At 70.6% G+C, this 23,745-nt stretch carries 16 protein-coding genes and 4 pseudogenes; 13 read left to right on the top strand and 7 right to left on the bottom strand.

The features are described 5' to 3' along the window. Positions 1 to 49 precede the first annotated feature (49 nt). Together RKD20_RS09005 and RKD20_RS09000 are read left to right on the top strand one after the other, a co-directional pair. Positions 50 to 2,929 carry an SNF2-related protein gene (locus RKD20_RS09005; RefSeq protein ID WP_424877250.1) on the top strand — a complete coding sequence of 960 codons (2,880 nt, stop codon included), beginning with the start codon at positions 50 to 52 and terminating at the stop codon, positions 2,927 to 2,929. An 827-nt stretch (positions 2,930 to 3,756) separates the two neighbouring features. After that, a complete protein-coding gene (locus RKD20_RS09000; protein ID WP_424877249.1) occupies positions 3,757 to 5,493 on the top strand; it encodes an SWIM zinc finger family protein in 1,737 nt (578 codons plus the stop codon). Positions 5,494 to 5,890: 397 nt separating this feature from the next. Here RKD20_RS09000 and RKD20_RS08995 read toward each other — a convergent pair whose 3' ends face one another. Both RKD20_RS08995 and RKD20_RS08990 read right to left on the bottom strand, forming a co-directional pair. Next, positions 5,891 to 6,295, bottom strand: coding sequence for a hypothetical protein (locus RKD20_RS08995; protein ID WP_424877248.1), 405 nt, complete (start codon positions 6,293 to 6,295; stop codon positions 5,891 to 5,893). Positions 6,296 to 6,589: 294 nt separating this feature from the next. After that, entirely contained in the window at positions 6,590 to 7,060 is a 471-nt protein-coding gene (locus RKD20_RS08990) for a hypothetical protein (RefSeq protein WP_424877247.1), read from the bottom strand. 120 nt (positions 7,061 to 7,180) lie between these two features. Between RKD20_RS08990 and RKD20_RS08985 the strand changes: the two are divergent. The 4 genes and pseudogenes from RKD20_RS08985 to RKD20_RS08970 form a co-directional block, all read left to right on the top strand. After that, a pseudogene (locus RKD20_RS08985) lies at positions 7,181 to 7,411 on the top strand (universal stress protein); the annotation flags it as partial. Between the two features lie 319 nt (positions 7,412 to 7,730). Then, on the top strand, positions 7,731 to 9,992 hold the full coding sequence (gene pflB / locus RKD20_RS08980; RefSeq protein WP_424877246.1) for a formate C-acetyltransferase: 2,262 nt from the start codon (positions 7,731 to 7,733) through the stop codon (positions 9,990 to 9,992). After that, positions 9,989 to 10,735, top strand: a complete 747-nt coding sequence (gene pflA, locus RKD20_RS08975) for a pyruvate formate-lyase-activating protein (RefSeq protein ID WP_424877245.1) — start codon at positions 9,989 to 9,991, stop codon at positions 10,733 to 10,735. Before pflB ends, pflA begins: the two co-directional genes overlap by 4 nt. Positions 10,736 to 11,116: 381 nt before the next feature. Next, positions 11,117 to 12,031: a universal stress protein gene (locus tag RKD20_RS08970; RefSeq protein ID WP_424877244.1), complete on the top strand. Its 915-nt coding sequence runs from the start codon at positions 11,117 to 11,119 to the stop codon at positions 12,029 to 12,031. A gap of 75 nt (positions 12,032 to 12,106) precedes the next feature. Here the strand turns inward: RKD20_RS08970 and RKD20_RS08965 are convergent. From RKD20_RS08965 to RKD20_RS08955, 3 genes and pseudogenes are all read right to left on the bottom strand, one after another. Then, positions 12,107 to 12,243, bottom strand: a pseudogene (locus RKD20_RS08965) (DUF4389 domain-containing protein); the annotation flags it as partial. A gap of 27 nt (positions 12,244 to 12,270) precedes the next feature. Beyond that, the gene (locus RKD20_RS08960; protein ID WP_424877243.1) at positions 12,271 to 12,408 is read right to left on the bottom strand and encodes a hypothetical protein; all 138 of its coding nucleotides are present in this window, start codon (positions 12,406 to 12,408) and stop codon (positions 12,271 to 12,273) included. A 23-nt stretch (positions 12,409 to 12,431) separates the two neighbouring features. Then, positions 12,432 to 13,154 carry a CBS domain-containing protein gene (locus RKD20_RS08955; protein ID WP_424877242.1) on the bottom strand — a complete coding sequence of 241 codons (723 nt, stop codon included), beginning with the start codon at positions 13,152 to 13,154 and terminating at the stop codon, positions 12,432 to 12,434. Positions 13,155 to 13,707: 553 nt separating this feature from the next. Between RKD20_RS08955 and RKD20_RS08950 the strand changes: the two genes are divergently transcribed. Then, positions 13,708 to 14,400, top strand: coding sequence for a response regulator (locus RKD20_RS08950; protein ID WP_424877241.1), 693 nt, complete (start codon positions 13,708 to 13,710; stop codon positions 14,398 to 14,400). A 47-nt stretch (positions 14,401 to 14,447) separates the two neighbouring features. Here the strand turns inward: RKD20_RS08950 and RKD20_RS08945 are convergent, their stop codons facing one another. Both RKD20_RS08945 and RKD20_RS08940 read right to left on the bottom strand, forming a co-directional pair. Then, complete coding sequence (locus RKD20_RS08945) at positions 14,448 to 15,170, bottom strand: VOC family protein (protein WP_424877240.1); 723 nt, start codon at positions 15,168 to 15,170, stop codon at positions 14,448 to 14,450. 81 nt (positions 15,171 to 15,251) lie between these two features. Further along, positions 15,252 to 15,590, bottom strand: a complete 339-nt coding sequence (locus RKD20_RS08940) for a hypothetical protein (protein WP_424877239.1) — start codon at positions 15,588 to 15,590, stop codon at positions 15,252 to 15,254. Positions 15,591 to 15,665: 75 nt separating this feature from the next. Between RKD20_RS08940 and RKD20_RS08935 the strand changes: the two genes are divergently transcribed. The 6 genes and pseudogenes from RKD20_RS08935 (at position 15,666) to RKD20_RS08910 (ending at position 22,473) form a co-directional block, all read left to right on the top strand. Next, positions 15,666 to 16,238 carry a TetR/AcrR family transcriptional regulator gene (locus RKD20_RS08935; RefSeq protein ID WP_424877238.1) on the top strand — a complete coding sequence of 191 codons (573 nt, stop codon included), beginning with the start codon at positions 15,666 to 15,668 and terminating at the stop codon, positions 16,236 to 16,238. An 18-nt stretch (positions 16,239 to 16,256) separates the two neighbouring features. After that, positions 16,257 to 17,119, top strand: a pseudogene (locus tag RKD20_RS08930) (transposase family protein); the annotation flags it as partial. Positions 17,120 to 17,332: 213 nt separating this feature from the next. After that, entirely contained in the window at positions 17,333 to 18,352 is a 1,020-nt protein-coding gene (gap, locus tag RKD20_RS08925; RefSeq protein WP_424883184.1) for a type I glyceraldehyde-3-phosphate dehydrogenase, read from the top strand. 231 nt (positions 18,353 to 18,583) lie between these two features. Next, positions 18,584 to 19,102, top strand: a complete 519-nt coding sequence (locus tag RKD20_RS08920; protein WP_424877237.1) for a DUF1003 domain-containing protein — start codon at positions 18,584 to 18,586, stop codon at positions 19,100 to 19,102. 891 nt (positions 19,103 to 19,993) lie between these two features. Continuing rightward, positions 19,994 to 21,021 (top strand): annotated as a pseudogene (locus RKD20_RS08915) (2-hydroxyacid dehydrogenase). 459 nt (positions 21,022 to 21,480) lie between these two features. Next, positions 21,481 to 22,473 carry an Acg family FMN-binding oxidoreductase gene (locus RKD20_RS08910; protein ID WP_424877236.1) on the top strand — a complete coding sequence of 331 codons (993 nt, stop codon included), beginning with the start codon at positions 21,481 to 21,483 and terminating at the stop codon, positions 22,471 to 22,473. The last annotated feature ends 1,272 nt before the right edge of the window (positions 22,474 to 23,745 follow it).

Raw genomic sequence — 23,745 nt, 5'->3', positions numbered from 1 at the left:
AGAGTCGAAGACGACTGATCCGACATGCGGGCGGGAGGTGACAGGACGTATGAGCGACAGGGTCATGGTGGCCGAGCGCGGGGCTGAGCCCAGGCGCGAGCAGCAGGGGGCGGCCGTCCCCGTCCGGCTCGCCGCCGTCTTCCTGCCCGCGCCTCTTCCTCGCGACGGCCGCATCGCGTTCTGGGACCCCGAGGGCGCCCCCCTCCCGGCCGAGAGCCCCGACGCCGACATCCCGTCCCGCGAGCGCACCGAACTCACCGTCGTACGACCGCACGGAGCCGGAATCCGGCGCCGGACCGTCCCCGCCCTCTCGCTCCCGGTCGACGAGGCGTTGCCGCTGCTCGTCCGGGCCCGGCGCGACCCCGCCGCCCATCCCGCCACCGCCTGCTGGGGCGCCGCCGCCCTGCACGCGCTGCGGCTCACCGCCCGCGGCCGCCTGCTGCCCGGACTCACCGCCACCGGCCACGACGCCTGGCGGGCCGGGCCCCTGGATCCCGACGACATCGCCCACCTGCGCGCGGTCGCCGCCGCTTTGCCCCACGAGGGCCACGCGGTCCCGCTGCCCGGCCCCGGCCCGCTCCGGCTGCCGGAACCGGAAGCACTGATGCGCTCCTTCCTGGACGCGGTCGCCGACACCCTGCCCCGCACCCCCGCGGCCCCCTACGCCTCCGGCAAGCCCTTCGCCGCCCGAGCGCCGCAGCGGCTGCCGCACGCGCAGGACTGGGCCGCCGAGGTCGCCGCCGGCATGGACGCGGGCGTGCGGATCTCACTCCGCCTGGACCTGTCGGCGTACAACCTGTTCAACGCCGACGCGGACGGCGTGCGCAGTGCCGGCGCCGCGATCGTCCAGGTGCACAGCCTCGCCGACCCGACCCTGGTGACCGACGCGGCGACCCTGTGGGCGGGGGACGCCGACGCCGTCTTCGGGCCACGCGCCCGCGTGGACGCGGCTCTCGCCGTGCGACGCGCGGCACGCGTCTGGCCGCCCCTGGACCGGCTCTCCGAGCAGGACGTGCCCGACGTACTGGCCCTGTCCGACGAGGAGTTGGGCGACCTGCTCGGCGTGGCCGCGACCCGGCTCGCGGCGGCCGGGGTGGCCGTGCACTGGCCGCGGGACCTGGCCCAGGACCTCACCGCGGCGGCGGTCGTACGCCCCGCGCCGGGCTCGGCGACCGACGGCACCGGATTCTTCGAGAGCGAGGAACTCCTGCAGTTCCGCTGGCAGTTGGCGATCGGCGGCGACCCGCTCAGCGAGGCCGAGATGGACGCGCTGGCCGAGGCCCACCGCCCCGTCGTCCGCCTCAGGGACCAGTGGGTGCTGGTCGACCCCGCCCTCGTCCGCAAGGCCCGCAAACGCGAACTGGGCCTGCTCGACCCGGTCGACGCGCTCTCCGTGGCGCTGAGCGGCAGTGCGGAGGTCGACGGCGAGACCGTGGAGGCGGTGCCGGTCGGCGCGCTCGCCGCCCTGCGCGACCGCCTGACCACCGGAGTACAGCCCGCCGAGCCACCCGCGGGTCTGCACGCCACCCTCCGCGACTACCAACTCCGGGGCCTGGCCTGGCTGGACCTCATGACTTCCCTCGGCCTCGGCGGCTGCCTCGCCGACGACATGGGCCTCGGCAAGACGATCACCGTCATCGCCCTGCACCTGCGGCGGGCACGCTCCGAACCGACCCTCGTCGTCTGCCCCGCCTCGCTCCTGGGCAACTGGCAGCGGGAGATCACCCGGTTCGCGCCGGGCGTCCCCGTCCGCCGCTTCCACGGCACCGAGCGCAGTCTGGACGACCTCGACGGCGGCTTCGTCCTCACCACGTACGGCACCATGCGGGCGGCGGCGGCAAGGCTGGCCGACCAGCGCTGGGGCATGGTCGTGGCGGACGAGGCGCAGCATGTGAAGAACCCGTACTCGGCGACCGCCAAGGCCCTGCGCACGATCCCGACGCCCGCGCGCGTGGCCCTGACCGGCACCCCGGTGGAGAACAACCTCTCGGAGCTCTGGGCCCTGCTCGACTGGACCACCCCCGGACTCCTCGGCCCGCTCAAGTCCTTCCGTGCCCGGCACGCGCGCGCGGTGGAGAACGGCGAGGACGAGGAGGCGGTGACCAGGCTGGCCCGCCTGGTCCGCCCGTTCCTGCTGCGCCGCAAGAAGTCCGACCCCGGGATCGTCCCCGAGCTGCCGCCCAAGACCGAGACCGACCACCCCGTCCCGCTCACCCGCGAGCAGGCCTCGCTGTACGAGGCGGTGGTGCGCGAGTCGCTGCTGGCAATCGAGACGGCGCAGGGCATCGCGCGCAGGGGCCTGGTGCTGAAGCTGCTGGGCGCGCTGAAGCAGATCTGCGACCATCCCGCGCTGTACCTGAAGGAGGAGGTCCCGCCGACGGCCGGTGAGCGCCTGGTCGCCCGCTCCGGCAAACTGGCCCTGCTGGACGAGCTGTTGGACACCCTGCTGGCGGAGGACGGGTCGGCCCTCGTCTTCACCCAGTACGTGGGGATGGCCCGCCTGATCACCGCCCACCTCGCCGCCCGCGCCGTCCCGGTGGACCTGTTGCACGGCGGGACGCCGGTGCCGGAGCGCGAGCGCATGGTGGACCGCTTCCAGAGCGGCGCGATCCCGGTGCTCGTCCTGTCGTTGAAGGCGGCGGGCACCGGCCTCAACCTCACCCGAGCCGGTCATGTCGTCCACTTCGACCGCTGGTGGAACCCGGCCGTCGAGGAACAGGCCACCGACCGCGCCTACCGCATCGGCCAGACCCAGCCCGTCCAGGTCCACCGGCTCATCACCGAGGGCACCGTGGAGGACCGCATCGCCGAGATGCTCGAATCCAAGCGCGCCCTCGCCGACGCGATCCTCGGCTCCGGCGAGTCCGCCCTCACGGAACTCACCGACCGCGAACTGACCGACCTGGTCTCCCTCCGGAGGCCGTCATGACCCCGGGCCCCGCCGACGAGGCCCGCCGGGCCCTGCGGGCGGCACGGGAGCGGGCGGCCGGGGAGACGAGGGGGGATGGGGGGCCCGTGGTGGGGGCGGCCGACGATTCCGCTGCGTCGGGTGCGGGGCACTTCGCGGCTGAGGAGGGCGGTGGCCCGGCTGTGCGGGAGGTCGGCAACCCCGCGGCGTCCGAAGCCGGGAGCTCGGCGGCTGGGGGGATCGGGGACCGTGCCGTGCAGAGTGCGGGTGGTGCTGTCGCCCAGGGGGCGGAGGGCCGCGAGGCTGAGGAGGTCGGCGACCCGGGCACGAGCGGTACGGGTCTCGATCGCGATCGCGCGCAGGGTTCGGAGAGCCACGTGACCAAGGGCCCCGGGAGCTCTGCGGCGGACCGGATGATGCGGGGTGCCGGGCGCCTTGCCGTCGAGAGGGGCGGCAGCCCCTCGGGGCAGGAAGAGAGCGGCCCTGCAGCGCAGGGTGCAGGGGGCGCGGCCACGGGTGCGGAACGTTCGGCGGCGGAGGGGGCAGTTCTCCGGGGGGACGCAGACGCCAATGGGTCGGGTACCGCCGACGGGCAGGACAGGGAGGGCGCGGTGCCCGAGAGCGCCGTGACCGACCCCGCCCCGGCCGAGCCCCGGCCAGGTGACGCGGTTCGCGCGGCTCTGCGGGAAGCTGCCGCGGCACGGCGTGATGCGCTCGCGGACGGTGCCACGGGCCGGTCCGAGACGGGCGCCGACGGTGATTCCTCCGAACCCGTCAACCCCGCGCAGTCCCACACACCCCGGCAAGAGGCTGTCGCGGCTCGGCACGACTCGAGCGGGGAGCCCGACATGGCCGCCGCCCCCACCGCCTCCGTCGAGTCCACGCCTGAGGAAACGGATCGCGTCGGCGAGGCAGCGTCTCCGGTCGCGGACGCCGGCGAGGACGCATCCGCGGGGCGTTCCGGGGCACGGCCCGCCGATGCGGCACGCGAAGCACTGCGCGCGGCACGCAAGCGGCGCGCGGACGCCGAGGCCGCAGAAGCGGAGGCCGCTCTCGCACGTCGGCCGCGCAGGACCACCCCGAGCGCGTCCCGGGACCGGAGCCGTACGCCGAGTACGGCCGCCGGCGTCCGGGCGCGTGATGTACGGGAGTTGCTGGCCGACGCGTTCCGCATGCCCGACGACATGCCCCAGCCGGGGGAGGGGCACGAGGACGAGGGCGGGGAGAGGGGCCAAGAGAAGGTCAGGGGCAACAGCCTTACACGGCAAGGCAGTTCCCCTCAGGACGTCCCCGGCCCGGCCTCCCCCCGACACCCCCACTCCATGGCCGCCCCCAACCGGGACAACGACCTGCGTCGCACCTTCCCCGCCTTCCCTCCCCACGCTTCCGAGGACGCCCGGTTCGCCGCCACCTGGTGGGGCAACGCCTGGGTCACCGCGCTGGAGGAGGGCGCGCTGGACGCCAAGCGGCTGGCGCGGGGCCGTGGTTATGCCGAGCAGGGAAACGTGGACGCGATCACCGTGACGCCCGGGCTCGTGCTCGCCTATGTGCAGGGCAGCCGCGCCCGGCCGTACCGCGTGCAGGTGCGGTTGCGGACGCTGGGGGACGCCGACTGGGACCGGTTCCTGGACCTCGCCGCCGACCGGACCGGGCACATCGCCGCCCTGCTCGACAGGGAGATGCCCGAGGCGTTGGCCGAGTGCGGAGTGCCGTTGCTTCCCGGCCCCGGCGATCTCGAACCGCAGTGCAGCTGCCCCGACCGCGGTCACCCCTGCAAACACGCCGCCGCCCTCTGCTACCAGACGGCACGTCTGCTCGACGCCGACCCCTTCGTCCTGCTCCTGCTGCGCGGCCGGGGCGAACGCGAGCTGCTCGACGCCCTGTCCCGCCTCAGCGCCGCCCGCGCGGCCCGTGCCGCCCAGGGACAGGAGCCGGCGCCGCTGCCCGGCGTGCGGGCCGGCGAAGCGCTCGCACCCCGCCGACTCCCGCCGCTTCCGGCTCCGTTGCCCGTCCCTCCGCACCCGGAGCAGCCCCCGGCCTATCCCGCGTCCCCCGGCGGCCCCGATCCCTTCGCCCTGGACCAGCTGGCCACCGACGCGGCCGTCCGCGCTCACGCCCTGCTCAGCACCGGCCGCGACCCGGTCGGCGAACTCACCCTGTGGCAGGACGCGGTCCGCCTCGCCGCCGCCCGCCCCGGCTCCGGCCTCACCGCCGGTACCCGATCCCTCTACGCCTCCCTCGCCGCAGCAACCGACCGCACCCCGGCCGACCTGGCCCGCGCGGTCGCCGCCTGGAGGCAGGGCGGGCTCGAAGGACTGGCCGTCCTCGAAGACCCCTGGGACCCGCCGGCCGGCCGCTTCGACCGCGCCCGTCCCCTCCTCCTCGCCGCGGACCTCCCCGTTTTCCGCCCCTGGCGAAACCATCTGACCCACCCCCGCGGCCACATCCAACTCCGCCTCGGCCGCGACGGCCTGTGGTATGCCTACGAGTCCGAACCGGGCCACGACGACTGGTGGCCCCGCGGCACCCCCGACCTGGACCCGGTCGGCGCCCTCACAGGTCTCGGCACCACAGCCGGCCTCTGAACCCCCAGCACCTTCCCCGTACCCGGTGAAGGCCGTGTGAGAGTTCGCCGGTGATGTTCGGGAGCCAGGTGTGAGGAGTGGGGGCTCCCGGTCCGGACCCGAGTAAAAGGCGGTTAGCGTGGGGGCCGTGAGTGAGACGAAGACCCCCGCCCTCCAGTACCGCTTCGACGGCCCGGAAGACGCCCCCGTTCTCATCCTGGGGCCGTCCCTCGGGACTACGTGGCACAGGTCGTAACTACCCTCCAGGGGCGTCCAACTGGTCCAAGTGAGGTGCGTTATGCCAGGTCAGGGCCTCATTTTCCGGGGGAGTCCGCACAGTTGGTGAGAGCTGCGTGAGAGCGCGTGAGACGACGAAGCCCCGCAGGTTTGCTCCTGCGGGGCTTCTGTGAGCAGCGGTCTACGATCGCGTGCAGGGGCCGGCGCGGGCTCCGTTGTACTCCGGCTCTCCGCTTTCAAGCACGCGGAGCAAGAATGCGGTGACGACACGAGTCGTACGGCCGACGCGTAGCACGCGGCACGGGAACTCTCCGCGGCGCACCAGGTCGTATCCCTTGGCTCGCGAGAAGCCCAACGCCCTGGAAGCGTCCGCCACGCTCCCCGTTCCGTCCCAGGTGGCGCGGATACGCGCAGGGCTGTACTTGGAGCCCTGCAGCTCGTTGCTCTGGCTGTGCATTGCGGATTCTTCAGCCCCTTTCAAGGTGGTTGCGCCCCATCGCGCGCCGAGGTCAATGCCGTTGTGCAGGCCGCCCAGGTCGGAATCGCTTCCGGCTTTACCCAGGACGTGACAAGGCTCGGTCACCACGGCATGAGCGAACCAACGGTCCAACTGCGCACGCCGAAAGATCCGCAGTGCGACCGGGGCCGTTCCTCATGAGCTGCGTGGCAGCGTTGCGCGCTGACGATGCGCGGTGAGTTGGATTCGTGATCGTCTTGGCGATGCCTTTCGACGTGCGGGCAAGTAGCGGCGGTGGACCATCAATGGTGCGCGGGATCGCCGGTTTGGCCAACCGGCGATCCCGCGCTATGTTGCTTCGCTTCGAAGCGGTCTCCGCTGTCTGATCGTGGGGCCACCGGCCGACGCTCCGGACCCTCCAGATCACTCGTCGTGGAACGGCGGGATCTGACGCATCGCTAGCACGGTCCCGTCGTGGCTGATCGAGACCACGCCGCCCCACTTGTGGTCCCAGAACGTCCCGTGACGCCCGGCCTTCCACTCATGTACCCGTTGTCGGTAGGCGGCGACATCGGCATGTCGCTCAGGCCGCCCGGGCTCTTTCCTGGTGACGAGGGCATTGAGTATGTCTTTCGCGACGCCGGAGAACGCTTGGACCCTTTCGCCGTTGAGTCGGAAAACATGGTCCGTGCCCTCGAATTCCTCGCCCAGCAGCGTGTAGCGCGCGTCTTGGACACTGCCGGCCGAGGCGTGGGCGAAGCCTTGGAAGAAATCCTTGCCCTGCCGTGTGTTGAGCAGTGCGGCGGTGGATTCGCCGTCGCCGGCGAAGGCTGTGAGTCCGGCGGCGCCGACCCGGGCCAGGGAACGCCCGCAGCGTCCGCAGACGATGAGCATCCTTCGTGGGCCCGCCGCGGGATCGACGCCCAGTCGACCGCCGGCGCGTTTCCCACCACCCCCGGCACCTGCAGGGGGTGAACAGGGTGAACACCCCACGCACGGAAGGGAATCAGGACAATGACTGATCGTCACGTGACTGTCGGAGTGGACGGTTCACTGGTCGCAGTACGGGCCTTGGACTGGGCCGCCGAGGAAGCGGTGCGCCGCGGCACCGCGTTGCGCATCGTCTATGCCGTGGCCGACCGCGACGAGGCGGGGCCCATTCTGGCGTCGGCCGCCGCGCGGGTCCACGAGCGCCACCCCGGGCTGCCGGTGGAGACCCGGGCCGCGGAGGGCGGCGCTGTGCGGGTGGGAGTGGAAGTCGGTGGTGCCGCCCAGCCGCCCAGCTGCTGCGTCGGCACCTGCCCGAACTGGCCGGGGCACCTCCGCCTGTCGGCGGAGGTGCCCCGGCCGCTTGTGCCGCCCCGGCCGGCGTGCGGGTCAGCCGGGGTGAGTCCTGGGAACGGCTGATCAGAAAACCGGGCTCGGCCGGACGAGGCCCAACGGCCCAGCACAGCAGGGACGGACGGCGGGCCCCTGTGCGCCGACAGGCCCTCTCCGCGGGCAGGGCGGGAGACGAGCATCAAAAGTGCAGACGTTCACATGCGGAGTGAGGGAGAGACCGGCGATGACGGTAACGGTGACAGCTGGACCCCGGGCGCGGACCGAGGCATGGCGGGGCTTCGCCGGCACACACTGGCGGAACCACGTCGACGTGCGCGACTTCATCCAGGCCAACTACACACCCTACGAAGGCGATTCCACGTTCCTGACCGGGCCGACCGAGCGCACCCTCGCCGTCTGGCGCAAGGTCGCCGCCCTGTTCCCCGAGGAGCGGCGCCGGGGCATCCTCGATGTCGACCCGGGCAACCCGTCCACCATCACCTCGCACCGGCCGGGCTTCATCGACCGCGACCGCGAACTGATCGTCGGTCTGCAGACCGACGCCCCGCTGCGGCGGGCCATCATGCCCAACGGCGGGTTGCGGATGGTGGAGAACGGGTTGAAGGCGTACGGCTACCAGGCCGACCCCTTCGTCACGCGGGTCTTCGGGACCTACCGCAAGACCCACAACGACGGCGTGTTCGACGCGTACACCCCTGAGATGCGGGCCGCCCGCAAGGCCGGGATCATCACCGGGCTGCCGGACGCCTACGGCCGCGGCCGGATCATCGGCGACTACCGGCGCGTCGCGCTGTACGGCACGACCCGGCTGGTCGAGGCCAAGCGGGCCGAGAAGGCCCTACTGGACGCACAGCCCTCCACCCCGGACGTCATCCGCGACCGTGAAGAACTCGCCGAGCAGATCCGCGCACTGGGGGAGCTGGCACAGATGGCAGCCTCCTACGGCTGCGACGTGACCCGCCCTGCCGCCACCGCGCATGAAGCGGTGCAGTGGCTCTACCTCGGCTTCCTGGCAGCGGTGAAGGAGCAGAACGGCGCCGCGATGTCGCTGGGCCGCACCTCCACCTTCCTGGACGTCTACCTCCAGCGGGACCTGGACGAGGGGATCCTCGACGAGACCCGCGCCCAGGAACTGATCGACGACTTCGTGATCAAGCTGCGGATCGTCCGCTTCCTTCGCACCCCCGAGTACGACGCCCTGTTCTCCGGCGACCCCACCTGGGTGACAGAGTCCATCGGCGGCATCGGCGCCGACGGCCGCACGCTGGTCACCCGCACCTCCTTCCGCTTTCTGCAGACCCTCTACAACCTCGGCCCGGCCCCAGAACCCAACCTGACCGTCCTGTGGTCGCCCCAACTGACGGAGGGCTTCAAGGAGTTCTGCGCGCAGGTGTCCATCGACACCAGTGCCATCCAGTACGAGTCCGACGACCTGATGCGCCCGCGCACCGGCGACGACACCGCGATCGCCTGCTGCGTCTCCGCGATGGCGGTGGGCCGGCAGATGCAGTTCTTCGGTGCCCGGGTCAACCTTGCCAAGGCGCTGCTGTACGCGATCAATGGCGGCCGGGACGAGATGACCGGCGAGCAGATCGCCCCCGAGGCTCCCGCGCTGACCCGCGAGTACCTGGACTACGAGCAGCTTCTCGCGGCCTACGACCACATGCTCGACTGGCTGGCGGCCACCTACGTCAACGCGCTCAACGTCATCCACTACATGCACGACAAGTACGCCTACGAACGCATCGAGATGGCCCTGCACGACCACCCCGTACACCGCTTCATGGCCTGCGGCATCGCGGGGCTGTCGGTCGCCGTCGACAGCCTGTCCGCGGTCAAGCACGCGCGCGTGAAGGTCATCCGGGACGCGAACGGGCTCGCCGTCGACTATGAGATCGAGGGAGAGTTCCCGGCGTACGGCAACAACGACGACCGCGCGGACACCCTCGCCGTCGAACTCGTCGAGTCCTTCATGGCCAAGGTGCGCCGGCACCCGACCTACCGGAACGCCGAGCACACGCAGTCGGTGCTGACCATCACCTCCAACGTGGTGTACGGCAAGCACACCGGCAACACGCCCGACGGCCGCCGTGCGGGGCAGCCCTTCGCCCCCGGCGCCAACCCGATGAACGGCCGAGACCGGCACGGCGTGGCCGCCTCCGCCCTCTCAGTGGCCAAGCTGCCGTACGAGCAGGCCCGGGACGGCATCTCGCTGACCACGACGATCACTCCGGAGGGACTGGGCCACGACCCGGCCGAGCGCGCCGCACACCTGGCCGGGATCCTCGACGCGTACACGGCCTCCGGCGGCTTCCACATGAACGTCAACGTCCTGGACCGGGCCACACTGGAAGACGCCATGGAACACCCCCAGAAGTACCCGGAGCTGACCATCCGGGTCTCCGGATACGCCGTCAACTTCGTCCGCCTGACCCGCGAGCAGCAACTCGACGTGATCAGCCGCACCTTCCACGGATCGCTGTGAGCACCACGGTCGAGCCGGTGACGGGCCGGATCCACTCCTGGGACCTGTCCACGGGAGTGGACGGTCCCGGGACCCGGTTCGTGCTGTTCCTCAGCGGCTGCCCGCTGCGCTGCCTGTACTGCGCCAACCCGGACACCTGGCACATGCGCGACGGGAAGCTCACCACCGTCGACGAGGTGATGGCCGAGATCGAGAAGTACCGGGCCTTCATCACCACCGCCGGCGGAGGAGTGACGCTCACCGGCGGCGAGGCGCTGCTCCAGCCCGCCTTCACAGCCGAGATCTTCCACCGCTGCAAGGAACTCGGCCTGCACACCGCCTTGGACACCTCCGGGTTCCTCGGTGCCCGCGCGAGCGACGAACTGCTCGCCGACACCGACCTGGTGCTGCTGGACATCAAGTCCTTCGACGTCCGCGCCTACCGGAGGCTGACCGGCGGCGACCTCGCCCCCACCCTCAACTTCGCCACCCGCCTGGACCGGCTCGCCGTCCCCGTGTGGATCCGCTACGTCCTGGTGCCCGGCTGGACCGACGACCCGGCGGCCGTCGACGGCCTCGGCGCGTTCCTGGCCGGACTCGGCAACATCGACCGGGTGGACGTCCTGCCCTTCCACAAGCTCGGCACCCACAAATACGACGCCCTGGGCATCCCCTTCCCACTGCGCGACACACCCGCGCCAGATCCGAACCTGACGGAGCGGGTGCGAGAACAGCTCAGGAAGCACGGCCTGCGGGCCCTGTGACCTGCACGCAGCCGCCGGCCGCCGGTAGCGGCACGCCGAGGACCTGCGCACACCAGGCACCGATCTCTCCGCATGGCCTCGGCATACCGCGCCGCCGCCATCGGCTGGTCGGCGAACGAGTCCGTGGCCCACGCTCCGCTCCTGGACTGCGCCCACACGCACGCACCGACCGGCCCGCTGCCGAAGACATGACGCCCGCCCGCGCCCCGAGAGTTGGATTCACGCGCCGTCCGCGGCATGGCCATTCCTCCAGCCTGGCTGACACCGCACCACGGGCTGCCGCCGCGTGGGCCGTTCGGCCCCCGGCAGGGACCTCAGGCCCCTGCCCTCCCACGATCTTGGCCTGGAGACTGACACGGCACCCCTGAAGGAGGTCCGCACATGTCCACCATCACCGTCGGTCTCGACGGCTCACCCGAGAGCCTCGCCGCGGCCGACTGGGCCGCCCGCGAAGCACAGGAACGCGAGGTGCCCCTGCGTCTCCTGCATGGCGGGGAGCAAATGCGCTACCTGTACGCGCCGCTCGCCGGCATCCCGGCGCCAGGCGCGCTCGATGCACAGCGCGAGTGGGCCGCCTACATGCTGCGCGAGACGGAATCCCGGCTCGCCCAGCGCCACCCGAGTCTGCGGATCACCACACAGCAGACCGAGGAGCAGGCCGTCCCCGCCCTGCTGGCCGCCGCCGAGAACACCGACCTGCTGGTCCTCGGCTCTCGGGGCCTCGGCCCACTCGCCGGGTTCCTGGTCGGCTCCGTCGCCCTCGCCGTCGTGGCACGATCCCCGCGGCCCGTCGTCCTCGTACGAGCCGACGAGAGCGCCGCGGACGACCATCGACCGCAGGCCACAGAGACCGCGTCCACCGCGACCCCGTACCGCGACGTGGTACTGGGGCTCGACCTGGAGAACCCGGAAGACGCCGTCATCGGGTTCGCGTTCGAGGCGGCCCAGCGTCGGGCGGCCGACCTGCGAGTGGTCCACGGCTGGTCGCTGCCGGCCGCCTACGGCTACGGCGCCGCCATGGACGCCGGGCTCAACGACGAGCTGGCCGAGCAGGTGCGGCACCGGCTCACTGATGTGCTGCGGCCGTGGAAGGACAAGTACCCGGGCGTCGAGCTGCGTGAGCAGGCCGTCGTCGGCGGCGCGGGCCGCCACCTCGTGCACGCCTCCCGGGACGCGGCCCTGGTCGTCGTCGGCCGCAAGAACCGCCGCTCGCCGGTCGGCGGCCATATCGGCCCGGTAACACACGCTGCGCTCCAGCACGCCTCCGCGCCGGTCGCGGTGGTCCCGCACGACTGAGCGCCCCGCAGGTGCGGACGGGCCCCGGGGAGACGATCCCGGGGCCCGTCCGCACCTGCGTGTCGCTCAGTACACGAAGTCGAACAGGACGCGCGGACAGCGCTCGGTGAACAGGATGGCGAAGAACGCGATCCCGCTCACCACGAGGTGAAGGCGATCCACAGGAAAAGCAGCATTACGTAGTGCGGGATGAGAAGGATCCACTGCACCAGCCGGCAGCGGCACGTCGGGCACCGTGGTCATCCGAACCAGACGATCCGGTGCTCCTGCCGGCCGGCGCGCCGGTTCACCGCCGCTTCGATGATGTCGAGGATCAGCCGGATCGCGTGCAGCGCCAGGTCGTCGGTGTGATCGTTGGCGCCGGCTGCTGTGACCAACGGCCCGCTTCGGCTGCCGGGGGTCAGTGCTCAAGCAGTCGAGGGTGGCTCGTCCTGCCCAAGGCGTGCTGCTCGGGCGGATGAGTGTCGTCGATACGGAACGTCAGACTGTTCACGACGCCGACCACTCCGTCCACTCGCCACGTCAGCTGGAGGGCGAGCGGGATATCGGCGCGGAGCTCAAGCTGCCCTTCCAGAGTGACCATGCCGTCGCGGACCATGACGCTCACGGCGTGGGGCGGTAGGCACATGGCACGAGTTACGACATCGTCGATTACGTTCCGGCGGATTTCCTCGTCCGTCCGCAGGAAGACCCGCAGTAGGTCTCGCCGGGTGGCGATGCCGATCAGCCGGTCTTCCTCGTCCACCACAGGAAGGCGGTCGACATGGTGGCGTTCCATCACGCGGGCGGCGTCCGAGACGCGCTGCTCGGGGTGCACCGTGATGGCGGGCGTCGACATCAGGTCGCCGGCGGTCGTGGCCTGGGCCGCGGTGGCCGAGTGACGGCTGGAGCGGCGCAGCACGGGCTTGCGGAACCATCGCCCGCGGTGGTGTGCGGACTGGGCTGCCTGGCGGCGTATCAGGTCAGTCTCGGAGATCACGCCCAGGACCTTGTCATCGTGGTCCACCACGGGCAGGCCGCTGATGCCGTGCCGGTCCAGTAGCCGTGCCACGTCCTTGAAGGACGTCTCCCGACGTGCTTCGACGACCTCGCTGCTCATCAGCTCACCGACAGTGCGGCTCATTTCCAACTCCCTTCCGCGTCCGCCGTCCGCGAGAGGAGGGCGAATGGATGCTGCTGTCCTGGGACGCCCGTCGGCGTGAGGCCTTGTGGGGCGCGGCGTCTGCGATGGCATCGGGGCCGGAGCGCACGGGCTCTGTCGGCCGAGCGGCCGTTGCTGCCCTTTCGGACCGTCCCGTTGAGCTGGCCCCTGATGCCTCTTCAGGGTCCCGCACGACAGCCCACCGGCGGAGGGCCGACCGTCCTGAGACCAGGGGGTCGAATGTCCTCGGTAGGGCCGCCGGACACGCCAGCCGGCACGGTCGGCAGGGCGCGCAGCGGGATCACGCCCCGGCTGCCGCACCGACCGAGGCCGATCAGCGTCGGCAGACCGGTCCCCGTGGCGATGGGTGCCTGGAACCGTCCGCGTGGGACGTCGGGACGACTGGGCTGTAGGCCCGACCGGCCCTGGCCCTTCGGCCCTGAATCACGCAAGATCTCGGGTAGGCAAGGAACGGTCGCGCCCGGTGGGCGAAGTCCGGGACAGGCACCAGACGGCGCAGGACGAGGAGCATCCGATGGCGGACAGCGAACGACCCGGACCCGACAACCCGATCCGGGTCTTCCTGCTGGACGACCATGAGGTGGTACGACGCGGGGTGCATGACCTGCTGAATGACGAGCCGGACATCACCGTGGTCGGGGAGGCCGGCACGGTCGAGCAGGCCCTCGTCCGGGTTCCGGCGCTGCGCCCGCAGGTGGCGGTGCTCGACGTCCGCCTGCCGGACGGCGACGGAGTGAGCGTGTGCCGCGAGCTCCGCTCGCGCATGCCGGAGCTGGCCTGCCTGATGCTGACCTCGTTCGACGACGAGGAGGCCCTGCTCGACTCGATCATGGCGGGCGCCTCCGGCTACGTGCTGAAGCAGATCAAGGGCTCCGACCTGGTCTCGGCCGTACGCACGGTGGCCGCGGGCCAGTCCTTGCTCGACCCGAGTGCTACCACCCGGCTGATGGCCCGGCTGCGCCAGGACCAGCAACCCGAGGAGAAGACGGACGCCCTCCCCGGGCTCACCGATCGGGAGCGGGAGATCCTGGCATTGATCGGCGAGGGCTTGACCAACCGCCAGATCGGCCAGCGGTTGTACCTGGCTGAGAAGACGGTCAAGAACCACATCTCCCGGCTGCTGGCCAAGCTCGGTGTGGAGCGGCGCATCCAGGCCGCCGTGATCGCCACCCAGGCCCAGGACCGCCTCAAGCAGGAAGGCCGTTAACAACTTGGCGCGCGATTGCCTGCGGCAACGCGTTCGGGCAAGCGGGACTATCGGACGCGCTGGGCAAGGCCGAACAGAGCACCGGTGGGATCGCGCATAACCACGTCTCCGTTGGAGTCCTCGCGAACTTCGGTCGCACCGAGCCGTCGGGCCCGCTGGGCGTCGGCGGCGGGTCTGTTGCTGGCGAAACTGACCAGCCAGAGTGATCGCTGCACCGTTGGTTTCCCTGGCGGCTTGCCGGTGGCGGCGATGGAGTTGTCCGGCAACCGGAACTCGGTGCGCTGGGGGTTGGAGTTCCAGTGCAGTGCTGGCCGGTAGAAGGCGGCGGCCTCCGTGGAGTGGTCAGTGAGAAGGCTGATGCGGGCGAAGGTCCCCGGTTCGTGGTTGAGCTGCATGCCGTCATGGGTTCCGGGCTGCCAGAGTGACAGTGGTGCGCCGACGGGGTCGATCGTGACGGCGGCGTGGCCGAGCGTCCCGACTTGGGTCGGTGCCACGATGATCCGGGCGCCCAGGTTCGAGAAGCGGGTGGCGGTGGCTTGGACGTCCGACACGGTGACGTTGGTCGTCCAGTAGGGTGCGCCTGCGTCCTCGGCCGGCCCCAGAGCGGCGACGAGATGTCCGCGCAGCGTACAGAGCCGGTAGCCGTTGGAGTCCGGTCGGGCGACGGTCCAGCCGAACAGCGCGGTGTAGAACGCCGTCGTCGTCCCCATGTCGGGGGTGCCGAGGTCGATCCAGCTCACGGTGTTCTCGGGGTGCCGCGTGATGTTCATCGAGATGACTTTCCGTTGAGGCCGCCTCGCCCCGGCGGTGGAGCGAGGCGGTGTTCAGAGCCGACTCGGCGGCCTGCGGTGTCAGGTGTAGTAGGGCGAGTTCAGGTCGGTACTGGCGTCCTTGACGATGTCGCCGTCGAACAGTCGGGTCGTTGCCGGGGCTCCGGCCCGGCGGGCTTCTTCGGCGAAGGGGCCCTGAGCGAAGGCCAGGGCGTTCTGGGCGCTGTCGAACTCGTAGAAGCCGCCGACGGTGTGCGTTCCGATGCCGGACAGCCACGTCTTGCGGATCAGGCCCGGTGCGGTCTTCAGCGCCGCATTGATCTCGTGCCAGTCGAACTGGTCGAACGGTACTGCTGCCTGGATCTCGGTGTAGAGAAACGTCTTGCCCATCACGAACCTCCGGTTTCTGGGGCTGTCCATGCTCACCCCACTAGTACGTGCGTCCTAGTGGGGTGAGCATGGACTAGGATGGCCGTACTAGTCAAGGAGGTCGCGATGGCCACGGACACGAAGTCCCGCATGATCAGCGCAGCAATCGGACTGCTGCAGCGCCACGGCCTGGCCGCGATGTCCTTCACCGACGTCCTGGCCGAGAGTGGTGCCGCGCGCGGAGCGATCTATCACCATTTCCCGGGCGGCAAACAGCAACTCGCACTCGAAGCCGCCCGCCGCAACGCAGAAGACGTCCGCAGCCACCTGCAGGAACTGCCGGCCCGCACGCCACGCGAAGTCGTGGAGGCGTTCCTTGGCAGCGTCCGTCCCGTGGTGCAGGCATCCGCAGGGGGCGGCGGCTGCGCAATCGCGGCGGTCACCGTCGACGGCGGTGCGGCCATTGCCGACCAGGGCAGCCTGCGCACTGTCGCGGCCGAAGCATTCACCGGATGGGGCTGCGAGCTCGCCGGAAAGCTCACCCACGCCGGAATGAGCGCGTCCCAGGCCGCTGATCTGGCCACCCTCATGATCGTCACACTCGAAGGCGCCCACATCCTGTGCCGCGCTGAGGGCAGCATCGCCCCCTTCGACAGAGCTGCCGCGGCCCTGCTCTCCGGGCTCCCGAGCTTGGGTTGAACCGGTGACCGCACGGCCTTGTCCCATCGTGTCTTCACGGGACTGAAGCGCCGTCGACTCGGCTCGCTGATCGCAGAGTTGGCCGAGGCATGGACGGCCGACGAGGAGGGCCGACTGCACGAACGCCGAGGCCGCAGCCGGTTGCGGGCGGCCGGCGCGGGACCGAATCACCAGCTGGTGTTCACCGACCGGGTCATCGCCACGCTGGTCGTCCCGCGGTTCCAGCTCCCGCACGCGGCTCTGGCCCTGCTCTACGGGGTGGACCGTTCCGACGATCACCCGGGCCGTCCACGAAGTCCGTCCCCTTCTGGCAGCTTGTGGCTTCGCCGTTCCCGGACATGGCGACCGACGGCTTCGCACTCTCGCGGACGTCTTCGCCTATGCGGCGGCTGAGGATGTCAAGCTGCGGCTGGACGGGGCGGAGGTCCGGGTTCGACGCCCCCGGGCGAACACGCCGGGCCGTCGCGCCTAACGTCTCGGGCAAGATGCGGCAGAACACCAAGAAGGCCACCGTCGTCACTGACGGGCAGGGCCGCACCCTGTGGGCCGGGGCCCGGCCGAATGCACGACCAGACAGCCGTGAAGACCGAGGGAATCTGCGAGCTGTTCGAGCAGTACCCACAGGTCAGGGCCAAGGCCGACGCGGGCTACCGGGGACTTGCCAAGCAGTTCCCCACCAGGTTCAAGCCCCGCCACTCAAACCGAAGAAGGGTGCCCCGCCCGAAGACACGGCCGCCTGGGACGCAGCCCGCCATCGGCAATCCTCGGAGCGCCTCTGCGTCGAGCACGCCAACGCTGAACACAAGCAGCGGCGAACCCTCCAGCGCTACCTCGGACGCGACGAGTACTGCGACGAGACCTACGCGGCAGTCGCCGCCCTGTCTCCAACCGCGCCGCCGAGAGGTGAGCACCCATCAGACAACCCGCCAGGCCAACACGCCCCCATCCTCATTCGTACACGAGGCCGTAAGGCTGGGTGGGGCCGAACGTCCCCCGGCTCACCCCCTTATGACCCAAGCCCGATCCCCTCCCGGGCGAGCAGGCTGGCAGCGCAGCCCGGAGACCACCGGGCGCCGACCGGGAGGACGACGGACATGAGCGTGCGCGTGGGCATCAACGGCTTCGGCCGTATCGGACGCAACTACCTGCGCTGCGTGCTGGAGCGCGCGGAGACCGCGGCCGTCGAGGTCGTCGCGATCAACGACATCACCTCACCTGCCGCGCTGGCCCATCTGCTGGCGTTCGACTCCACGTACGGTCGGCTGCACCGCACCGTCGAGCACGACGACACCTCGATCACCGTCGACGGACACCGCATCGCCGTGACCGCCCAGCGTGATCCGGCCGCCCTGGCCTGGAGCGACCTCGGCGTCGACGTGGTCATCGAGTCCACCGGCCGCTTCCGCACCCGCGAGGACGCCGGGCTGCACCTGAAGGGCGGCGCGCGCAAGGTGCTGCTGTCCGTGCCGGGCAAGGGCGTCGACGCCACCATCGTGATGGGCGTCAACGAAGGCACCTACGACCCGGAGCACGACCACGTCGTCTCCAACGCCTCCTGCACCACCAACTGCGTGGCGCCCCTGGTGAAGGTGCTGGACGAGCACTTCGGCCTGGTCAAGGGGCTGATGACCACCATCCACGGCTACACCAACGACCAGGTCGTCCTGGACGGCCCGCACAAGGACCTCCGGCGGGGCCGCAGCGCCGCCGTCAACATCATCCCCACCAGCACGGGCGCGGCCCGGGCCGTCGGGCTCGTTCTGCCGGAGCTCGCCGGAACCCTGGACGGCATCGCCGTCCGCGTGCCCGTCGAGGACGGTTCACTGACCGACCTGAGTGTCGTCCTGGAGCGTCCCGTGACCGCGGACGAGGTCAACGACGCCTTCCGGGAGGCCGCCGACGGGCCCCTCAAGGGCATCCTGCGGGTCTCCGACGCCCCGATCGTCTCCCGCGACGTCGTGGGCGATACCGCCTCCTGCGTCCTGGACGCCCCGCTGACCCAGGCGCACGGAGAGCTGGTCAAGATCTTCGGCTGGTACGACAACGAGTGGGGCTACACCAACCGGCTGCTCGACCTCACCGAATACGTCGACGCCAGGCTCCCGCAACGCTGACAGGCCAAGACCGACACGCGACGGAGGGTCCGCCAGGCCGGTTCGGATTCCGGTGGCCTTACCGCCGAGTCGTCACGCACGGACACCCGTACGACCTGTACGGGCTGCCGCAGATCGACAACAAGGACATCACCGGGATCCGCCCTGCGCTGCCCGGCCCGGGATCGCCTGTCCGCAGCCGGCGACAGGGTGACCGCGAGCGGCGGGTCCCGGCCGAGCAGGATGGACGGCATGAAGTCGGAGTTCGACGACCACCGCAGCCCTTCGCGTCCGGGACGGAGCGCCCCCCGGCAGCCCGTCGTCCGCCTTCCCCACGAGCGGATCCAGTTCGCCCGGATGCGTAGCTCGCAGGACCAGGTCGCCGACGCGATCACCTCGTTCGCGGGGACGATGCGTTTCGTCTACCTCCACGCCCTCTGGTTCACGATATGGATCGCGCTGAACGAGGGCTTCCTGGGGAAGACAGGGATTTTCGATCCGTATCCCTTCGGGCTGCTCACCATGATCGTCAGCCTGGAGGCGATCTTCCTGTCCACGTTCGTCATGGTCAGCCAGAACCGTCAGGCGGCGCGGGAGAACGTACGGGCCGATCTGGACTTCGAGACCAACCTGCGCTCCGAGGTGTGGTCGGTCCATATCGGCAAGGTGCTCGGCCTGGACCCGCAGGAAATCGAGGAACACGTCCAGGAGATCATCGCGCAGAGCAAAGCGGGCATCGACGGGACGCCGATCAACCCCAAAAACCTCTGAACCCCCGCACCGACGCGATGAGCGGCTTCCTCTCCGACGCACAGAATGGCGGTATGCCCCAGGCCAACGGCTGGTTCCGCATGCGTGTCCGGGGCGATCCCAGGGGGCGTCCGGCGGCCGCGTGGTCAGCCTCCTTCAGTTCCTCCCGAGTCTCGTGGTTGACGTGACCGGTGCGGTCCCCGGCTCAACGCCGCCGCGGAACCGGGACCCCGGCATATCCATACCTCGTGTCACCTCCCCACACGCACAATCGACGCTGGGCTGCCCCGGCTCTCCAGCAAGGCCCGGAGTCTTCCGTCCGCCAGGACTTGGAGTCGCCGGCGGTGGTTTGGCCGGGCGTGGGCCGGGCCACGGCTCGGCGCTGATCGGGACGACTGCGTCGTTGAATGCCAGCCGTTCGAAGACGCACCCGGCACTCCGGCCGGTGTCCGACGCCAGCGATCGCCTGCCGTCGTTGCCCCCCCATGATCATGGGCATCGCGCCTACCTCGGCTGAACCCCCTCTGGCGGGCGGCAGCGTCCGTAGGGCCACCGGAAGGCCCGTGCAGGACGCTCGATCTCGGCCAACGGGCGTCAGGAAGTCGGTGCGTCCTCAGCGTAGGTCAGCACCACGCACCCGCTGAACCCTCTTTCGCCCTTCTCGACAGGCTTCTGCTGGGGGGACAGTGAGCTGTCGATGCCCGCGCCGCTTCCCCCCGTACCGGGTGCCCGCCGTCCACCCGCCGGGCCGGCGGGCAGGATTGCTTGGTGACGCCCCCAGCGGCCGCAAACCCCGCCCGCAGGAGCGGCCCCGGTGTGTGGCGCAGTCCGCAATGCCGTCGACGCCCTTCGGACCCGCCCCACGACTCCGCCCCTACGGTGGAGAGGTGACCGCCCACGGGAGGAGAGCACATGGAGATCATCGCGTACGGCGTTCTCGCGGACGAGGAGCCCCTGCTGCACGACGCATTCGCCCGCGAGCTCGGCGAGAGCCATGAACTGCGCTGTCTGCGGCTGTTCCTCAACCGGGCCACCGCCCCGACCGCGGCCGTCACGAGGTGGTGCTCAGCAGTGTCAACGACACCCTGGACGGGGACGTGCTGCACGCACTGGCCAGGGGCGGCACGAGGATGATCGCCCAGCGGTCCACCGGCTACAACAACATCGACCTGACAGCGGCCGAGGCGCTGGGGCTGACCGTGGCGCGGGTGTCGTTCTACTCGCCGGACTCGGTCGCCGAGTTCGCCTGGGCGCTGGAGCTCGCCGTGGACCGCCGGATCGTGCGGGCCGCGCACCGGACCCTGGAGTTCGACTTCCGGCTCGACGGGCTGATGGGCCGGGACCTGCGGGGCCGGACCGCGGGGGTGGTGGGCACCGGGAAGATCGGGGCCGCGTTCGCGCGGATCGCCCACGGCTTCGGGATGCGGCTGCTGGGCTGGGACGTGGCCGAGAACCCCGACTGCCTGGCCCTGGGCATGAAGTACGTCGAACCCGAGCGGCTGTTCGCCGAGGTGGACCTGGTCAGCCTGCATGTGCCGCTGCTGGAAGACACCCACCACCTCGTGGACGCCCGCATGTTCGCGCTGATGAAGGACGACGCGATCCTGGTCAACTCCAGCCGCGGCGGCCTGGTGGACACCGACGCCCTGTTGGAAACCTTGCGCGCGGGGCGGCTGAGCGGCGTCGGCCTGGACGTGTACGAGGAGGAGGACGGTGTGTTCTTCCTTGACAAGTCGCTCGAGGTGATGACCGACGAACGCCTCGCGAGGCTGATGACCTTCAACAACGTCCTGGTCACTTCCCATCAGGCGTACTTCACCCGGGACGCCGTCGGGCAGATCGCCGAGACGACCGCGGCCAACGTCATGAACTACTTCGCCGGCCGCACCGGCGACGACACCCTCGTCCGGAGCCCGCCGCCTGAAATTCTGAGCACCTGAATGCGGACCCTGCGATTCGGGCCGTGGAGGTTTCGTGCCCGGTGCGCCGGTAACCCGCCCTGAGCTGCGCGCCGGCGCCCACCCCGGCCTCCGGGCGCCGGCGCGCTCATCTGCGCGGTGCGCAGGATCGTGGTGAAGGCGCTGATGTGCCATGCCCTTGGGAGACGGCAGCGCAATCTTGTCTTCCGGGCGGAGAAGGGGCGATCGGACCCGGCTTGGGGACGATGGGGGCCTTGCACGGCATGTTCTGCAGGGATGGGGTGGAACACGGCGCCGTGACAGGCCGCGCTCGGGACTTCGCAGGACCGCAGGCTCCCGTCGGGAGGACACTGGGATCAGCCTGCCCGGTGCAGACCTACCGCCCCTGTGGTGTGCGGCGTCAAGCAGTGCACCCCGCTACTCAGTGGGGTACCTGATGGTGGGAGGCCCGTCACGGCGCGAGCAGGCGAGGAGGCCGGCATGGGTGTGCGACAGCTCGACGAGAAGACGGTGGCCATGCTGGTGGCCGAGGCCACCGCTGCCCCGTCCATGCACAACGCGCAGCCGTGGCGTTTCCGCTTCGTGGCAGACGAGGGTCTCCTGCTGCTGCGCGCCGATCCCGAGCGGGCCATGCCCCGCTCCGATCCCGGCAACCGGGCGCTGCACATCGGCTGCGGGGCGGCGCTGTTCAACCTGCGCGTCGCCGCCGCGCACGCGGACCTCGCCTCGGAGGCAAGACTGCTTCCCGAGCCGCAGGACCCGCTGCTGCTCGCCGCCGTTCATCTCGCCGACCTAGCCGGCAGCTCGCGGGACGACGACCTGGCGCGGCTGTATCCCGCGATCCGGCAGCGGCACACCAGCCGCCACCCCTTCGCCGAGCAGGACATCCCCGAGGCCATGCGGGCCATCTTGCAGGACGCGGCGGCGCGGGAGGAAGCCGCGCTGCTCTTCCCCGGCCCCTGGCATGCCGAGACCCTGCTCGATCTCATCCGCGACGCCGAGAGCCGCGACGTCATGGACCCTGACACAAGCGAGGACCTGGTCCGCTGGACCCGGCTCGGTCCGGAGGCGGACACCGCCGTCGACGGCGTGCCTGAGTACGCGTTCGGACCGCGCAAACGGGACGGCAAAGCCCCCGTGCGGGACTTCGCCGGTCGCCGTGCCGTGGCCGACCGCGGGACCACCACCTTCGAGCACACCCCCCACCTGGCCCTCCTGAGCACCCTCGGCGACGGACCCGCCGACTGGCTGCGCGCCGGGCAGGCACTGGAACGCGTCCTGCTGGAGGCCACCCTGGCCGATCTGGCCACCTCCCTGACCTCCCACGCCCTGGAGAACCGCGAGCTGCGCCTGCTGGCCCGCGACCCGGGATCGGGCACGGGCCAGGTGCAGATGGTGCTGCGAATCGGCTACGGCCCAAGGGGCCCGGCCACACCCCGCCGCCCCGTCAGGGACGTCCTCGAGATCGTGTGAGCGACTGAAGAGCGGCCTGCCGGACGGGACACTCCTGGGCAGAAACGTTCAGTGGCGCATCCGGCCCCTCCGCCACTGGAGAATCGTACGAAACAAGACTGAGACTCTGATGAAGATGGGCCGGCAGAGCCCTTCCGGGTGGGCGCCAGCCGGTGACAAGGCCGACGGCTCCGACTTGCAGAGCGTCCGGCCGGACGTGAACCGAGGGCCGCGAAGCCCGATGGTCGATCCGTGCAACGGCCCGTGGGGGAGCGACGTGAGGAGCCCCCAGACGTGGGTTCCATCCCTGTTGCGCCCCGTCAATGAGGCAGCCGTGCCGCCCGCCCGCGCCAGCCAGTACGGCAGCGTCCGAGTGAAGATGCCCGACGGCATCCACCCGCTGAGCCAGTACAGCCCGTCCGACGCCCCCGCGACCGCTGCGTCGTCCTGCCGTCAAGTCCCCCTCGGGGGCACCCCCGTGACGCGCACATAGAACACGTCTGGATGCTTGCGGCAGTGCGGAGCCCCGACCTCGACGCTCCGCGAGAGCCATCCGCCCGGGCTCCAGCCAGGCACGCCAGGGAAAAGTTCTAGCCAGTGGGGACCTGCACAGATCGTGCCAGTCGGCGGTCTCTGAACCTGGTCCAAGGAACGGCGGCAACACCGTGCGGATCGTCGCTCGACCAGGGGCAGTTGGCTGAGTCATCCGAGGGGGTGAGCGAAGCTGCCTGCGTGTTAACGCATTTCCTGCTTATTTGTGTGACTGTGTCGCCCTCTCTGTCGAATGACGGGGCCGAGTAGTGCCTCGCGGGTCGGGATGAGCGCCCGCCCCTCCGCCGGCCACGTCCAGCCCAGCGGCGAATTCGGTCAGCCCGTATTGGAGTCGGAGCGAGGAATCACGTCTCCCGGGAACCATCCGGAGCCACGGTGAACGCACGCGGCACACGAAGGGCGAGTCGGCGTGTCTGGACGGGACGTCGGGGGAAGGAGTCAGGACTCGCTCGTCGTACCCCGACCATATTGGCCATGCGCCGTCTTGTGCGGCTGTGCGCCGACCGATGCGCAGGCACGGAAAGTTATGGTCACTAGCGCACCGTGGGTACAAACGGGCAAAGAAGAAGGCCCTCAGCGCGATCGGCTTCCCAACCAACAACGCGCTGAAGGCTCAACCCCAGGCAAACCTGGAAGGTGATACGGATGACCGTACAGTGTGGGCATGCCCCCGACGGGGGCTGGGCACACGGCGCGAGCGAGTGGCACAGGGTCGTCATCATCGTGATCATTACGGTGATT

This window comes from Streptomyces sp. SLBN-8D4 (genome assembly GCF_049739545.1).
GTDB lineage: Bacteria > Actinomycetota > Actinomycetes > Streptomycetales > Streptomycetaceae > Streptomyces > Streptomyces canus_C.
This window is presented reverse-complemented; position numbering and strand designations above follow the sequence as displayed.

What these genes read in the sequence shown, in the direction of transcription:
- RKD20_RS09005 (WP_424877250.1), top strand. Translation starts at nt 50, where the DNA reads ATGAGCGACAGGGTCATGGTGGCCGAGCGCGGGGCTGAGCCCAGGCGC.
- RKD20_RS09000 (WP_424877249.1), top strand. Translation starts at nt 3,757, where the DNA reads ATGGCCGCCGCCCCCACCGCCTCCGTCGAGTCCACGCCTGAGGAAACG.
- RKD20_RS08990 (WP_424877247.1), bottom strand. Translation starts at nt 7,060, where the DNA reads ATGCTCATCGTCTGCGGACGCTGCGGGCGTTCCCTGGCCCGGGTCGGC.
- pflB (WP_424877246.1), top strand. Translation starts at nt 7,731, where the DNA reads ATGACGGTAACGGTGACAGCTGGACCCCGGGCGCGGACCGAGGCATGG.
- RKD20_RS08970 (WP_424877244.1), top strand. Translation starts at nt 11,117, where the DNA reads ATGTCCACCATCACCGTCGGTCTCGACGGCTCACCCGAGAGCCTCGCC.
- RKD20_RS08955 (WP_424877242.1), bottom strand. Translation starts at nt 13,154, where the DNA reads ATGAGCCGCACTGTCGGTGAGCTGATGAGCAGCGAGGTCGTCGAAGCA.
- RKD20_RS08950 (WP_424877241.1), top strand. Translation starts at nt 13,708, where the DNA reads ATGGCGGACAGCGAACGACCCGGACCCGACAACCCGATCCGGGTCTTC.
- RKD20_RS08945 (WP_424877240.1), bottom strand. Translation starts at nt 15,170, where the DNA reads ATGAACATCACGCGGCACCCCGAGAACACCGTGAGCTGGATCGACCTC.
- RKD20_RS08940 (WP_424877239.1), bottom strand. Translation starts at nt 15,590, where the DNA reads ATGGACAGCCCCAGAAACCGGAGGTTCGTGATGGGCAAGACGTTTCTC.
- RKD20_RS08935 (WP_424877238.1), top strand. Translation starts at nt 15,666, where the DNA reads ATGGCCACGGACACGAAGTCCCGCATGATCAGCGCAGCAATCGGACTG.
- gap (WP_424883184.1), top strand. Translation starts at nt 17,333, where the DNA reads ATGAGCGTGCGCGTGGGCATCAACGGCTTCGGCCGTATCGGACGCAAC.
- RKD20_RS08920 (WP_424877237.1), top strand. Translation starts at nt 18,584, where the DNA reads ATGAAGTCGGAGTTCGACGACCACCGCAGCCCTTCGCGTCCGGGACGG.
- RKD20_RS08910 (WP_424877236.1), top strand. Translation starts at nt 21,481, where the DNA reads ATGGGTGTGCGACAGCTCGACGAGAAGACGGTGGCCATGCTGGTGGCC.